Annotated in this window: 12 protein-coding genes and 2 pseudogenes; 9 read left to right on the top strand and 5 right to left on the bottom strand. The window is 57.1% G+C overall.

Annotated features, from left to right (window positions below; translation table 11 throughout):
- The first annotated feature begins 308 nt into the window (after nt 1-308).
- Both MA884_RS17075 and MA884_RS17080 read left to right on the top strand, forming a co-directional pair.
- Entirely contained in the window at nt 309-899 is a 591-nt protein-coding gene (locus MA884_RS17075) for a hypothetical protein (RefSeq protein ID WP_256231607.1), read from the top strand.
- A complete protein-coding gene (locus MA884_RS17080; RefSeq protein ID WP_256231608.1) occupies nt 896-2,932 on the top strand; it encodes an acyltransferase family protein in 2,037 nt (678 codons plus the stop codon). The genes MA884_RS17075 and MA884_RS17080 overlap by 4 nt, the downstream gene beginning before the upstream one ends.
- 31 nt (nt 2,933-2,963) lie before the next feature.
- Here MA884_RS17080 and MA884_RS17085 read toward each other — a convergent pair.
- From MA884_RS17085 to MA884_RS17100, 4 genes and pseudogenes are all read right to left on the bottom strand, one after another.
- A pseudogene (locus MA884_RS17085) lies at nt 2,964-3,089 on the bottom strand (transposase); the annotation flags it as partial.
- Nucleotides 3,090-3,103: 14 nt separating this feature from the next.
- Nucleotides 3,104-3,217, bottom strand: a pseudogene (locus tag MA884_RS17090) (DNA adenine methylase); the annotation flags it as partial.
- Between the two features lie 150 nt (nt 3,218-3,367).
- The gene (locus tag MA884_RS17095; RefSeq protein ID WP_256231609.1) at nt 3,368-3,910 is read right to left on the bottom strand and encodes a lysis system i-spanin subunit Rz; all 543 of its coding nucleotides are present in this window, start codon (nt 3,908-3,910) and stop codon (nt 3,368-3,370) included.
- Nucleotides 3,892-4,455, bottom strand: a complete 564-nt coding sequence (locus tag MA884_RS17100; protein ID WP_256231610.1) for a glycoside hydrolase family 19 protein — start codon at nt 4,453-4,455, stop codon at nt 3,892-3,894. The genes MA884_RS17095 and MA884_RS17100 overlap by 19 nt, the downstream gene beginning before the upstream one ends.
- A gap of 76 nt (nt 4,456-4,531) precedes the next feature.
- Here MA884_RS17100 and MA884_RS17105 point away from each other — a divergent pair, with 76 nt between their 5' ends.
- The 3 genes from MA884_RS17105 to MA884_RS17115 all read left to right on the top strand — a co-directional run bounded on the left by MA884_RS17105 (nt 4,532) and on the right by MA884_RS17115 (nt 6,318).
- Nucleotides 4,532-5,275, top strand: coding sequence for a site-specific integrase (locus tag MA884_RS17105; RefSeq protein ID WP_256231611.1), 744 nt, complete (start codon nt 4,532-4,534; stop codon nt 5,273-5,275).
- A gap of 22 nt (nt 5,276-5,297) precedes the next feature.
- Nucleotides 5,298-5,843 carry a GTP cyclohydrolase I FolE gene (gene folE, locus MA884_RS17110; protein WP_010456659.1) on the top strand — a complete coding sequence of 182 codons (546 nt, stop codon included), beginning with the start codon at nt 5,298-5,300 and terminating at the stop codon, nt 5,841-5,843.
- Between the two features lie 103 nt (nt 5,844-5,946).
- Nucleotides 5,947-6,318: a glutathione S-transferase N-terminal domain-containing protein gene (locus MA884_RS17115; protein WP_256231612.1), complete on the top strand. Its 372-nt coding sequence runs from the start codon at nt 5,947-5,949 to the stop codon at nt 6,316-6,318.
- Between the two features lie 143 nt (nt 6,319-6,461).
- On the opposite strand, the gene MA884_RS17120 is transcribed toward MA884_RS17115, so the two are convergent.
- On the bottom strand, nt 6,462-7,628 hold the full coding sequence (locus MA884_RS17120) for a PLP-dependent aminotransferase family protein (protein ID WP_256231613.1): 1,167 nt from the start codon (nt 7,626-7,628) through the stop codon (nt 6,462-6,464).
- A gap of 83 nt (nt 7,629-7,711) precedes the next feature.
- On the opposite strand from MA884_RS17120, the gene MA884_RS17125 reads away from it, so the two are divergent.
- From MA884_RS17125 to MA884_RS17140, 4 genes are all read left to right on the top strand, one after another.
- The gene (locus MA884_RS17125) at nt 7,712-8,152 is read left to right on the top strand and encodes a MarR family winged helix-turn-helix transcriptional regulator (protein ID WP_256231614.1); all 441 of its coding nucleotides are present in this window, start codon (nt 7,712-7,714) and stop codon (nt 8,150-8,152) included.
- A 343-nt stretch (nt 8,153-8,495) separates the two neighbouring features.
- On the top strand, nt 8,496-9,845 hold the full coding sequence (locus MA884_RS17130) for an NCS2 family permease (RefSeq protein ID WP_076383799.1): 1,350 nt from the start codon (nt 8,496-8,498) through the stop codon (nt 9,843-9,845).
- A 62-nt stretch (nt 9,846-9,907) separates the two neighbouring features.
- Nucleotides 9,908-10,537 (top strand): LysE family translocator, encoded by a 630-nt coding sequence (locus tag MA884_RS17135; protein WP_256231615.1) that lies wholly within the window; start codon nt 9,908-9,910, stop codon nt 10,535-10,537.
- A gap of 122 nt (nt 10,538-10,659) precedes the next feature.
- Entirely contained in the window at nt 10,660-14,385 is a 3,726-nt protein-coding gene (locus MA884_RS17140; RefSeq protein WP_256231616.1) for a calcium-binding protein, read from the top strand.
- The last annotated feature ends 312 nt before the right edge of the window (nt 14,386-14,697 follow it).

Below are 14,697 nucleotides of genomic sequence, written 5' to 3' on the forward strand. Positions count from 1 at the left end.
CACAGATCAACAGTTTCATTCTTTCCTCTTAGAACCGTACATATGGATCAATAGTCGGGAGGGTACGAGCACAACGCGGCCGTGCTCGTACCTCCCGCAATGGTTGTGTGCGGACAATACGTGATGGTGCCACTTGAGCCAACCATACTCAGCCTGGCGCTGCCAGTCATGAGGCCAAGGTCCCCGTGCATAATTGCAGCAACACAGCTTTTCAGCCCATGAACGCACCTTGCACGAATAATGGCAATTTGATATATTGCCAAGATTTTTTGCGCATGCCAAATTCAGGCTCATAAGGGATGGCCAGAGTGACCAAACGAAGTAACCTATTTGTCATCGCAGTTGCCGGGCTGGTGATTGCACTGATCGTCACCTTAGGTGAGTGGCGACTGAACAAAAAAAACATATGGGATGAGCTGACACAGGATGCTCCAGAGAAACCAGGGCTTGCTGCGATTTTTTTGAGAGAAGAAATAGCTGGCTTTAGTGACGCCCAGCTATCAAATCTAGCCAGATCGATCATTGAAACAAGGGACATTGAATTTTCCCAGAAGTTAACAAACGCTTTCATTTACTCCGGCAAAGACAAAGAAAGCAAAAAACTAGCGGTTCTCATTGCGGAACAGGGGTTCGTCCGTAAAAATGACTTGGTTCTAGCCAATCGCGCCGCACTTGAATATAAGATGGGGCGATTCATACAAAAGAATTATGAGAAAGCCACGACAATCCTGACAAGCCCAGTACTTGCGCAGGTACCCATCTCAAAATTCTATTTAGCAGAGATTCTTTTAGACAATAGCAACCCAAATAATGACCCAGTAGCAGCCAGACAACTACTAAACGAGTCAGCTGCCTCAGGCATCGAAGCAGCAAAGAAAAAGCTTAAGGAACTGATGTGAGCGCTTTGAAGTACAGACCAGATATCGACGGCCTCAGAACCATTGCTGTCTTAGGAGTCATCCTCTTCCATCTAAGCCTCCCATTCATCCCAGGCGGGTTCATTGGCGTTGACGTATTTTTTGTTATCTCCGGCTTTCTGATAACAGGTCTAATTCGGGACGCGGTAGGCAGAGAGAAATTCGATTTCATGAATTTCTATATCAGACGTGCACGGCGTTTGATACCTGCGGCCGCCACCACAATCATAGCTTCACTCATCATCTCATTCCTGCTTTTATCTAGCGAACACTTTAAGAGCTCTGCAGCGTCCTCAATAGCCGCTTTCTTTTCGGCATCCAATATCTGGTTTTGGCTTGAGAGCGGATACTTTGATTCATCTGCACTCACCAAACCTCTGTTACACACATGGACGTTAAGCGTAGAGGAGCAGTTCTACCTAGTGTGGCCGACGGCGCTAGTGTTCCTGTTATCCGCGCGGAGCCGTGTTGTAGCACCCGCGATGCTGTACATCGCAGGTTGCGTCAGCCTGTATTTTGCTTGGGCATGGATCCGCCTTGACCCAACACCCCCATTTTTCCTGATGCCCTTCCGGATCTATGAGTTCGCGATAGGGGCACTGTTGGTATGGGCGCCAGTAAATAGGATTCCCAATCTGATAAACGAGATCCTACTCGCACTGGGGCTTACAGTAATCGCTTGGTGCATGGCGACGTTTACTGAGAACACGCCATTCCCTTCTTACACCGCGCTTCTTCCCTGCGCGGCGGCCGCGTTGGTCATCTATTCAGGAGGCGCAAGACACCTCGGATGGCTGCTGAGAAACCGCACAATGACGTGGATTGGCGAGCGTTCATACTCGCTCTACCTGACACACTGGCCTGTCATCGTTTTCTATAACTACTACATTTTTACCCAGCCTACAGCAATAGACCTAGTGTTGATGGGCGCCATCACTCTGGCGACTGCCCAAACTCAATACAGGTACATTGAGGTTCCGCTGCGAGTCCGGGGTAGATCCACCCCTACTGTGAGTAACAAGCGCTTTGCGGCGTACCTTGCATTACCAGCCTGCTTGCTCATTTCTGTCGGCGCTATGGCTTACTCGCAGAACGGATGGGAATGGCGGATTGCCTCTGACACTCAAGCATCATCTGAGGTCACTCAGCCAATTGATCTGCGGCGAAATGACTGGCATAAGTCGCTGATCTCGACATACTCAAATGCTCAGGATGTCGGGTCGAGAAATTTGGACGCCAAGACCGCGCTAATTATCGGTGACAGTCACGCCGCACATATACGCGGAGCATTCGACTACATTGGCAAAAAGTACAATATCAAGGTAACACTCTGGTATTACGTGGGGTGCAACCCACTGTTCGGAACGACGCATATTTTTGCGGCTCCCGATCCGCGCGAGGAAGGCTGCCGAATACAAAATAATGCATGGGAAAATCACCTAAAAACGACAAAATATGATTATGTGACCATCTCTTCGCGCTGGGCATGGGCCGTTGAGCCAAGCGGATATGGCCCATACAAAGTGCCGCAACAGTACATCGTGGATACGGCCAACCCTGTAAAGACAATCGAATCCTCTCGAAAAATTTTCGCCGAGAAGCTGGGTGGTACGGTGGACTCGGTACTGAAGAGTGCAGGCCAAGTAATTGTTTTCGCCCAGTCACCAAATATAGGGAAGTCGCTGGACGGCTGCGATAACGTCCCCAGATACATCCTTAATGAACGACAGATAATTGAGCGATGTAAGTCCTTAGACAAAGCGACCATCCTGCAACGGCAGGAGTTCACGAACAGAGTTGTAAATAGCGTCGCATCTAGTCGACAGAGAGTGCACGCAGTTATCCCCACAGATTTTTTCTGCGGCAATGAGCAAGAGAATTGCGTAACATCAGTCGACGGGTATCGACTATTCCAAGATGAAACCCACTTTACGGTGGAAGGCGCGAAGTATCTCGCAATCAAATGGGAGAAGACTGCAACATTCCCCTTTGGCAAGCTCGTCTCTAACAAGTAGCTCTCTACCAGGGCGGCGCAAAAAAGGTTCTTCACGGTTTGCCGGGGAAGGCGGCCTTGATTTTCAAGAATAAATAGGCCGTATCCCGGAAGCCATAAGCCATCCTCTTGATGACTTTGATCTTGTTGTTGACCCCTTCCAGCAGGCTTGTGTGCATGGCGAACCGAGCGCTGCGGCACCGCCGGCAAAGACTTCGACATAGCATTCGTTAGGCGGAAAAAGCGGGATGAGGCTGTCGGCCAGGCGGCGTTTGCCGCCCATCCAAGGGATGATGGGTGTAGACATTGATAGCAAGACCTTTGCTGTATGGATAAGCAGGTGCTAGGCTCGCCGCGCTTTGTGCATGGAGCAAGAGCCTTGGCTGGACTTGCAGGGACATTCTGCAGGGACGGCGACCGGACCGGATGTTGGCGCATCCGGCCCGCTCGCTCCTTTTCACTTCGGTGATGAAACTTCTTTGGCGTAAGCCTGGCAAGCCGCCAGGGCTATCAGCCCCCGGTCGCCGGCATCGGTGATGCCGATAATTCGTTGAGCATGCGCCGGGTCAAGTCGGGCGCGTGTGGCTCCATGAACCACGCCGCCGGTGCCGGTGGCGGCTGGCACTGCACAGCCGTTGGCGGTATCGGCGGCGTCGAGTAGGACTGACAGCCGGACATCAGCAGTAGCGAGGCGATCACGCAGGCGATCCTGATCGCGTTGGGCATCGGTTAGGGCTCGATAGTGGGTTTGGTCTTTGGCGGCCAGCCGCTGCTCCAGGGCCAGGCGCTTGTCCTGCTCGGTACGCTGCAGCGCGGCCGATGCCAGAGTCATTTGGTTGAGGGTATCGGTGTGGAGCCGGGCTTGTTTTTCCAACTGCTGACCGTATCGCCAGCCTTGGACCGCCCAGGCGATGGCCGCCGAAGCGGCGACCAAAGCGAACAGCAGAAGGCCGGCGACCAGCACGCGGTATTGCAGCGGGATCAGGTCGACGAGACGCATAACACCGCCCTCGCTCGCTCCCACAGCTGCAGGCGATCCTGCAGGCCATTGAGCCCGCCGTTGATTTTCCGGGTGATCATTTCGAACTCATCCCGATCAGCCAGCACGTTCAGCTCCCTGACCCACCAGAACCATGCAGCCGACTCGGCCGCCCATTGGGGCAGCTCCAGCAGTTCGGGCGTGCGCAACAGACGCTCGTCGCCGAACAGCGCCAAGCTGCAGCGCAGGCAGTTGTTGCGACCCGTCACCTGGATCAAGCCGCGACCGCGATAGCGCTGGTCATCTCCGTCGGGCTCGGGGGTGTTGCCAAGTTTCGAAGCCAGCGAACCGGTGTCGTATTTGCTGAGGTATTGATCGCCGCCCAGCTCCCGCACGTACTGCAGTTGGCCGAACTCATGCCCAACCTGGGCCAGGAATGCCGCCTGCCGCTTGGGCGTGTCGATCTGTCGGTGGGCCATTGCGGCGTTCAGGGCCGATACAAAAACGCCCGCTTGGCGGCGGGCGTTGGGCATGATCCGTTGTAGTTGCTGCTCAGTGATTGACATCAGGGCTCCAAAAAAAGCCCGCTCGATGGCGGGTTGCTCCGCAGCACCAGTTGGGTCGATCCAGCGGCTAACCACAGTGTTCAGCACCGCCGTCAAAGATGGCCTGATCAATCGCAACCCGGTCGACTCCATCGAGCTGCCCGTTAAAACGAAAAAGCCCATCGCCCCCTTCACGGTGGCAGAGGCCAACGCCATCATCGGACACCTCTATAAGACGCTGACCCATTCGATGCGGATCTACGCGGCTTACTTCGAGTTCGCCTTCTATACCGGAATGCGCCCCAGCGAAATAGCGGCCCTGCGCTGGGACGAGGTAGACAAGCAGAAACGCTTAGCCACCGTGTGTCGGATCGTCGCGGACTATAAGATCGAGGAGCGCACCAAGACCCGCAATGAACGGCAAGTCATGCTCAATAGCCGCGCCATGCACGCCATTGAGGTGGCCGAACAAATCGCCGAGCAACGTGCGAAACAGAGCCGCAGGGAACAGGCGAAGTCGCCCTATGTGTTCCCACCCACGAAGAATTTTGAGTTCATCCAGCAGTCCAGCGTCACCGACAAACACTTCCAGGCTGCACTGACCGAATTGGGGATTCGCGCCCGTCGGCAATACAACTGCCGACACACATACGCTACCATGTGCCTCATGGCGGGTATGAACCCTGCGTTTATTGCCACTCAACTGGGTCACAGCGTTCAGATGTTGCTCTCGACCTATGCCCGATGGATCAACTCCAGCACCGACTGGGGCGAACTCGGGAAACTCGAAAACAGCTTGATTGGTACAAAATTGGTACAGACAGAACAAGTACCCTCCTGAAACCCTTATGGAATCAGCCTCTGTGACACTGGAACAGAACTACACCGCGATTCTCGGCCAACTGGGCGAGGACGTTTCCCGCGAGGGCCTGCTCGACACGCCCAAGCGCGCTGCCAAGGCCATGCAGTACCTCTGCCGCGGTTATGAACAGACCCTCGAAGAAGTCACCAACGGTGCCTTGTTCAGCTCCGACAACAGCGAAATGGTGCTGGTCAAGGACATCGAGTTGTACTCGCTGTGCGAGCACCATTTGCTGCCCTTCATTGGCAAGGCCCATGTGGCCTACATTCCGAGTGGCAAGGTGCTGGGGCTTTCGAAAGTCGCGCGCATCGTCGATATGTACGCACGTCGCCTGCAGATCCAGGAAAACCTCAGCCGCCAGATCGCCGACGCGGTCCAGCAGGTGACCGGCGCCCTGGGCGTGGCGGTGGTGATCGAAGCCAAGCACATGTGCATGATGATGCGCGGTGTGGAAAAACAGAATTCGTCGATGATCACCTCAGTGATGCTCGGTGAGTTCCGCGAAAACGCCGCGACCCGCAGCGAATTCCTCAGTCTGATCAAGTAACCCCTGCATGAAAAAAACCGGCATTGATCGCCGGTTTTTTTTCGCCCATGAAAAATCAGGTAAGCTGCGCGCCCTCTTCTTCCCTGTCGCGAGGCTTAATACCGTGATCGTCAAAGCGCTGCGAGTTGGCCTGGGCCAGCTGATTATTTTCATCGACTTCATCACCCGCCCCGGCAAGAAGCAACGTCCGGCCGAAGCCCAGGCGCAAGTCAATCAGGCCGCCCGCAGCCTGACGCTCTATCAGTTCCACGCCTGCCCGTTCTGCGTGAAGACCCGCCGCACCCTGCACCGCCTCAACGTACCAGTGGCCTTGCGGGATGCCAAAAACAACGAGCAGGATCGCCAGGCGCTGCTGGAGCAAGGCGGCAAGATCAAAGTGCCGTGCCTGCGCATCGAAGAGAATGGCGAGACCACCTGGATGTATGAGTCCAAGGTGATCATTGATTATCTGGATAAGCGGTTTGCGGCAGTCTGATAGTTTTATGGTGTGTTTGCGGGCCCTATCGCGAGCAGGCTCGCTCCCACAATGGAACTGTGGGTAACTGGGTTTTGTGATCGACTCTGAACCCTGTGGGAGCGAGCCTGCTCGCGATGGGGCCAGTCCAGTCACCACATAAGTCAGGCTGCTTTTACCGCCAACGCCTCCCGCACCACCCCCGCCAACCGCCCAAGCCCCTCATCCAACCGCGCCGGGTCGATGTGGCTGAAGTTCAACCGCAGATGCCCCGGATGCTTGTCCGGCTCGGGAAAGAATGGTTCTCCCGGCATGAACGCCACATCGGCAGCCAGGGCCGCGTCGAGCAAGGTGCGGGTGTCCAGCGGTTGCTTGAGGGTCAGCCAGAAAAACAGCCCGCCCTGGGGCACGTTCCAGTGCGCGATGTCGGAAAAATGTGTTTGCAGCGCCGTCTGGAACCGATCGCGACGATCCCGGTAAAAATCCCTCAACTCGCTCAAATGGCTTCGGTACTGCTCGGTGCCGATCCATTGCAGTGCCTGCCACTGACCGATGCGATTGGTGTGCAGATCCGCCGACTGCTTGAGCCGCAGCAGGTGTGGGAACAGATCCGGGCTGGCGATCAGGTAGCCCACCCGCAGCCCCGGCAACAGGGTTTTCGACACAGTGCCGGTGTAGATCCAGCTGGCCTTCTTCAAGCGACTGGCGATCGGTGTGGCGCTGCCGCCATCGAAGCTCAGCTCTCGGTAGGGCTCGTCCTCCACCAGGGTCACGCCGAATTCATCCAGCAGCGCCGCCACTGCATCGCGCTTGGCCTCGCTGTAGCGCACCGCCGAAGGATTCTGGAAGGTGGGAATCAGGTAGATGAACGCGGGTCGATGCTGTTCCAGCCGGGCTCGCAACTGTTTCAGATCCGGCCCATCGGCCTCCAGGGGCACCGTGATGCAGTCGGCCCCAAACAGCTGGAAAATCTGCAACGCGGCCAGGTAGGTCGGCGCTTCCAACATGACTTGGGTGCCGACATCGATGTGCAGCTTGGCCGCCAGGTCGAGGGTTTGCTGGGAGCCGCTGACCACCAGTACCTGACTGGCCTCACACGCCAGGCCCAGTGACCGCGCCTGTGCCGCCAGGGCTTCGCGCAAGGCCGGTTCACCTTCGCTCATGCCGTATTGGCCCATGGACAACGGCATGGCCTCCCATTCGACTTTCGGCAGCATGGCTTCGGCCGGCAGGCCACCGGCGAACGACATCACTTCCGGGCGTTGCGCGGCGGCGAGGATTTCTCGAATCAAAGAACTTTTGAGGCGCGAGACACGTTCGGAAAAAGCCATGGGGGGTCACCTGTAGCGAGTCACTGGAAAAATGAGTCAAACTGATTGACCGAAATTACTCCGACCTCTCTGGATACGTCAATATGCTTGACCTTAAAAACCCAGCATCCCAACAAATGGCCATGGAAGCGTTCTTCTTCGGTTACCAGGCGTTTACCGCCAAGGCCGATGAAATGCTTGAGCGTCGTGGGTTGAGCCGGGTGCATCAGCGCATCGTTTTTTTTATCGCCCGCTATCCATCCCTGAGCGTGAAGGAATTGCTGACGCTGCTCGGCGTGAGCAAGCAGGCGTTGAACATGCCGTTGCGGCAGTTGATGGAAATGCATTTGGTGAACAGCGTCGCATCCCAGACTGACAAACGTAAGCGACTGCTGGAACTGACCGCCGACGGCGAGCGCTTCGAACAGGCGTTGCGTCGTGAGCAGGTGAAATTGCTCGAGCGAGTGTTTGCCGAGGCTGGGGAGACGGCGGTGAGTGGGTGGCTGGCGGTGAACCTGGGGTTGGGCAAGGGTTCGGCTAACTGAGGGATTTGTAGCGTCAGAACCGGCGCCATCGCGAGCAGGCTCGCTCCCACAGTGGATCTGGGCGTGCACAAAATTCATGACCGACGCCGCCCACCCTGTGGGAGCGAGCCTGCTCGCGATGGCGTCTTCACAGTCGATATATCCCTACCTCCCAGACTTTTCGTCTACAACATCGAAAACATTATTTGCTTTATTTGTATACAAAAGCATAATTCGCTTCGTGCGAGTTCTTGACCATCAGGTCAAAAAACCTCGCCAGCCTTACCTGCCTCAAAGCAACGCCGCCACCCTCAGGGGGCGTGCGTGCTGGAAATAACAATAAAACTCTTGAGGAGTACTCGCTGTGGAAAGCCGCAAACCCGAAGCCCGGACGCTGGACCTCTCGCCGCCACTACGCACTGGCTGGCTGGAGCGCATCTTCAAACTCAGCTTGCATGGCACCACGGTGAAGACCGAGCTGATTGCCGGTCTGACGACCTTCATCACCATGGCCTACATCATCTTCGTCAACCCCAACATCATGGCCGACGCGGGCATCGACCACGGCGCCGCATTCGTCGCGACCTGCATCGCTGCCGCCCTGGGTTGTCTGCTGATGGGTCTGTACGCCAACTGGCCGGTGGGCCTGGCACCGGGCATGGGCCTGAACGCGTTCTTCACCTACACCGTGGTCGGCACCATGGGTTACAACTGGGAAACCGCGTTGGGCGCGGTGTTTGTTTCCGGCGTGCTGTTCATGTTCCTGACCCTGTCGCGGGTGCGTGAGTGGCTGCTCAACAGCATTCCGGTGAGCCTGCGCTATGCCATGGGCGCGGGAGTCGGGTTGTTCCTCGGGCTGATCGGGCTGAAGACCGCCGGTATCGTCGTGGACAGCCCAGCTACCCTGATCAAGCTCGGCTCCCTGCACGAACCCGGCCCGCTGCTGGCCGCCGTGTGTTTCCTGATGATCGCCGTGCTCAGCTATCACCGTGTGTTCGGCGCGATCCTGATCAGCATTATTGCCGTGACCCTGGCCGGCTGGGGCCTGGGACTGGTGCAATACAACGGGGTCATGTCGACACCTCCGAGCCTGGCACCCACGTGGATGGCGATGGATGTGGTCGGCGTATTCAACGTCAGCATGATCAGCGTGGTGCTGGCGTTTCTGTTCGTGCACATGTTCGATACTGCCGGCACCCTGATGGGCGTTGCCCAGCGTGCCGGCCTGGTCAAGCCTGATGGCAAGATCGAGAACCTGTCCAAGGCCCTGAAAGCCGACAGCGCCTCCAGCGTGTTCGGCGCCATGGTCGGCGTGCCGCCGGTGACCAGCTACGTAGAAAGCGCCGCCGGTGTCGCGGCGGGTGGCCGTACAGGGCTTACCGCCGTGACGGTCGGTGTGCTATTTATTGCCGCGATGTTCTTCGCCCCCCTGGCCGGGATGATCCCCGCCTACGCCACCGCGGGTGCCTTGATCTATGTCGCCATGCTGATGATGGGGGGCATGGCCCACATCGAATGGGACGAAGCGACCGACAGCATTCCGGCCATCGTCACGGCCATCATGATGCCCCTGACCTTTTCGGTCGCCGACGGTATTGCGCTGGGCTTCATCACCTATGTGGTGCTTAAGGCCGGCACGGGTAAACACAAGGAAATTTCTGTCAGTCTGTGGGTGCTCTGCGCGATCTTCATCGCCAAGTTCATCTTCTTGTAGGCACGGAATATTCATCAGCCTCACCCCATCGGGTGAGGCGTTCTTGCATCAGGAGCAAAGCAATGAATCTGGAAACCTGGCTGTTGTTCAGCGGCGCCGCCCTGGTGGTGATCCTCATCCCCGGCCCACTGTCGTTGCTGATGATCGGCAACAGCCTGAACTATGGCCTGCGCCGTTCGTATCCGGCGTTCCTGGGTGGCGTGATCGCCTCGATTTGCCTGTTGAGCGCATCGGCGCTGGGGCTCGGTGCACTGTTGTTGGCGTCGGAGCAACTGTTCAGCGCCTTGAAGATCGTCGGCGCGTTGTATCTGTTTTACCTGGCCTGGCAAAGCTGGCAGCAATCGCGCCAGCCATCCCAAGGTGCCGAAGTGCCCCAGGCCGCTGCCATCCCGCGCTTTCGCGCGCTGTTTGGCCGGGCGTTCGTACTGGGCGCAAGCAACCCCAAGGACATCCTGTTCTTCGCCGCTTTCCTGCCGCAATTCTTGAGCGCCGAACAAGCGTTCGTGCCACAACTGCTGATCATGATCGCCACCTGGACCGTACTTGATCTGCTGTGCAAGTTGGCCTACGGCCTCGGTGCCCATGGCGCGGCGCGGTATTTGCGTACAGGCCGAGGCCAGAGCTGGTTCAACCGCGTCAGTGCCGGACTGTTTGGCGGCGCGGGTGCAGCGTCCTTACTGTCCAGCCACTGAGTACCGGTGATCTTTTGTCCCGAGGGGCCGGCAAAACGGCGCAACAACCCATTGATATACACCCGTCCGAAAAACACTTTACATAGAAGGCCATTCATTATCGTTGAACAAGGAAGTTCACAATGGCCAAGGTTTTTTACCCCGGTTCCGTTTCTAACGAGCACGCCGTCGTCGTGACGGATCTAGGTTTTCATGCCAATGATCATTCTGTCGAAACACTTGATTTCAAAGCGGGCAATGAGACCCTGATCGGCCCGGAACATAAGCGAAGACAAACCCAACTCGAAGTTGTCGATAAACTGTATGGCCCGCTGCGCATCGGCTCCGTGACGGTGACCCGCTTGGCCCTGGATGCGCTAGGCGTAACGACCAATGGCCAGCCTCTGAACGGCGACAATACGTTTTTCCGAACCCCCAATCGTTTTTTCCTGAATACGTTGCAGTTCAACCCGGTTGATATCGAAACCCGTATAAAACTGATCGACAACGGCAACGACTACCGCTTGCCAACACTGCTGTTCGAAATCGCCAGTGAGCGCTCCCCTATCGCCCCGCCGTTGCTCAATGGCCTCCCTGAGACACAACCTGAATCAGCCCATTATCGAACCACGCTTGAAAAGCTTTTAAATTCAGCCCAAAAACTCGATACCACTTTGCTTGCAGAAAAAACATTCAATTGGTTGAACAGATCCAAGAGCAACATTCTTATTCCCACGGGGTTCGGACTCCAAGCCTTTGGCATCTACAGCGGCCTGCGTGGTTTGCAAGATGCCATCCGCAACAAGAACGGTTACCAGACCGTCTTCAATGGGGCCAGTGTGACTGCAGAGGTCGCCTCGATCGGTGTCGAAGCCGCGCTGACCCGGCAAGCCATGCATATGCTCAAGGCCGGCCAAAGTTCTCTCGGGAGTTTCGCCAAAACATCGTTTGCCTTAAGGCTGGGGCGTGGCAGCGGCTTGATTGCCAGCGTGCTGACACTGCCATTCGATATCGTCGCGGCCGTCGACGCTTTCAAGGCTGCCGCCAACGCCACCGGCACTGAAGCCACGGACCATTACGTCAACGCAGCCTTGAGCATCACCAGCGCCGCCCTGTCCGTGATGATCGGCGCAGCGGCATTGGCAGGTTTTACTTCAGCCGGCCCTGTGGGCCTTGCCGCGGGGTTGATCCTGGCGGTTGGATCACAGGTCTGGGGGGCGATTCGTGAAGTCGATGAAATCGACAACTACATAGAACTCACCGTGCATGAGCGCCTGCGCACAGGTTGGTTTGCCTTCTGGACCATCAGCCCCGATGAAGCCATCCAGGAACGCTATACCATCGCCAAGGCGACCGCTGAACACACGAAACAACTTCAGACCAATGCCATGAAGTTATTGCAAGGCACCTTGAAAAACAGCACCGAAGCCATCGTAAACGGAAAGTTCAGCGTAGAACTCGAACAGGTGACCTACAACACCTGGAACTGGTGGACGGGAGACCGCTACCAGGCGACCCGAGTGCGCCCCAGGATCACGGACAGCGACGATTTTATCGATGCCCACAACGGGGTCACTGCCGATACCCCCGGGGCCGTGCTGGGTACTTCGGCGGAACACAAAGGCATCCATTGGTATCTGGGTGGCGGCAACGACACCATCATCGGCCCGAAAAACAAACCGAACGTTTTCCATTACGGCGCAGGCGTTAAACAACTGACCGGGGGTGAGAAAGACGATGTTTTCATTTTCGAGGGTTCAACGCAGAGCCTCACGGGAAACCCTCCTTCGCCCAATCGATTAGTAGGTGGCGCAGGCAATGACACCGTCATTTTATCCGGTCGCTCCCGGGACACGGAGGCACAACAGCTTGGCTATCACGTCGACCTGGAGGCCGGGCAGATCTCTCTCATCACCCAAACCGGTCAGGAAAAAGAGACCGGGGACTATCGCCATGCGGTCCTGGAGAGCATCGAACACGTAGAAATACTGGAGGGTGGTCGCAACATCATCAAGGGCACCGCCGGCCCCAACATCATTAAATCCCGCGGCAACGATGCCATCGAGGCCGGTGCAGGCGATGACCAGATTTTCCTCCTGGGCGCCAACAACCGCGACGCAGACGGTGGGCCGGGCAACGATGTCTACGCCATCGCCCATAAGCCGGGCCGCGTATCCATCAGCGAGGACGGCATCGGCAATAGCGTCATTGCCGTGGACTGGAGAGCCGACCTGATCGAAGGCTGGAAGATCGAAGGGGACAATCTGGTGGTGACCTCGGGCTTTGACGCAGATGACTGGCAACTGCGTGAAGTCATCATCAAAAACGTCTACCAGCCCGACGACAACGTACGATACCTCCAAAACAACAAACTGACCTTCATCACAAAGGATGGCTATCACTTGGTGCCCGACCTGCCCGACACCCTCGAGCAGAGCCAGGCCCTGGCCATTGAAGCGGTCATCACCCAACAGGGAACACCGCGCAGCCCGATTATCCTGAACGACCAGAAGACGCACCGGGTCGCACACGACAAGGACACGAGCTATCACCTGTCACGCCTTACCGAGTCGACGACGCTCCAGGTAAAACAACGCAGCCACTTCACCACCACGGTGCATCTGGATTATGCCAGCGCCGAACTGACGCGGATCGAGGCTCACTACAACGTCCAGGTCACCCACAGTGAGGATGAAGGGGACACCGTCAAGTATGGAGAGTGTGGCCTGACGGTCCATTTCGGCTCACATCGAGTGATCTTGAAGAACCTGGCCAGTTCCGATGAGCGCTACAGTGCGCAAAATACCCGCACCAAACGACGGGCATTTTCCGCCCTGGGTTCGAACCACCTCGTTACGCTCATCATGAATGACGGCGTGTCCTACCGCCTCGTCCAACCGACACCCGACTATGGCTTGCTACTGGACGAGACATTCATTGGCACATCGCCGGTGAGCTGGACAACCGACGTGGCATTGCCGCTCACGGCGACCCGAAAGCAATATGTTTATCTTCCACCCTCGGACAAGCCCCCCTATTACATGCGCAATCGCGCCACCTGCGCACTGCTCACCTCCCCCTCGGAACAAACCGGTATCGAAGTCCTGATCGGCGAAGGCGCCACCTATCTGGTGCACCTGAGCCCGGACATGACGCTACGGTTATCCACACCCGGCGCCCTGGCTGGGGCCAATCCCCGGCTGCCCCAGGCCTCGACCTGGGAACTCGACGCCACGCGCCTGGGGCACGTCGAGATCAAACTTGCTTCCAACCGGTTGCAGTTGGGCACAACGATTATCCATCTCCCCACGTATGAGGCAGAAGACCTTGTCGACAAGATACGGGTCATCACCGCCCAAGGCGTCGTTCATGCGGTCGACACCCTGTTTGAACGGGTTTATGTAGAGGCGCTCGACGCTCGGTATTTCACTTTTCCGCTCGATCCCTCAGTTGCATGGCCCAGCGAACTGGCCGCCCTCGCCGCCAGGGAATTGAGGGTGCTGAACATCGCCGTCAGGGACGGCACTCGCGGCGGTCTGACCTACAATCTGAAGACCCGCAAGTGGACCCTTGAGACCGATAAGGCTCGCCCCATCGTTGCCCAGGACCTGAGAAAAACCAACCTTTGCGATCACCATCTCAGCCTCTACCGGGACCTGGCTCGCGAAGGCCTCAGCCAGACCCCGCCCGCAAACGATGGCGCACTTCGCTTGCTGCGGGAAAGGTGCGTGACCCTGGTGGAAAGCCTCACGCCGGGCAACTCGAAGTTCCTGTTGCAAACCCTGACGCTCAGCCTGGCCTTCGCAATGAGCGCTTCTCAGTTAAGCGCGCTTCTTTCATTGCATGGGCTCCTCCCGACCTATTTATAAGCCGCCCCTATACATATGTAGTGCACGGGCTTGAGCCGTTTCAAGGAACATCCTCAAGCCAGCGACCTGTCGATGCGTCAAACGCAAGGCAGGGCATGTTTCACGACGAATGAATGAATCATTAATCAATCTCCAAACCTGAAGGAACAGGAATCCCAATGAGCCCAAGACGAAACACCCGCCCCACGCTTCCAACCTCGTCCCCCGACACCCCCCACTCGAGTCGCGATACGTCACCGGAAACAGTGCCGAGAAGCCCCACCCGAGGAGAGGGAAGCGACCAGGCCCCCGTCACGCCGCCCGGACGACAAC

The sequence above is a fragment of the Pseudomonas sp. Q11 genome, assembly GCF_024494355.1.
Lineage (GTDB): Bacteria > Pseudomonadota > Gammaproteobacteria > Pseudomonadales > Pseudomonadaceae > Aquipseudomonas > Aquipseudomonas hefeiensis.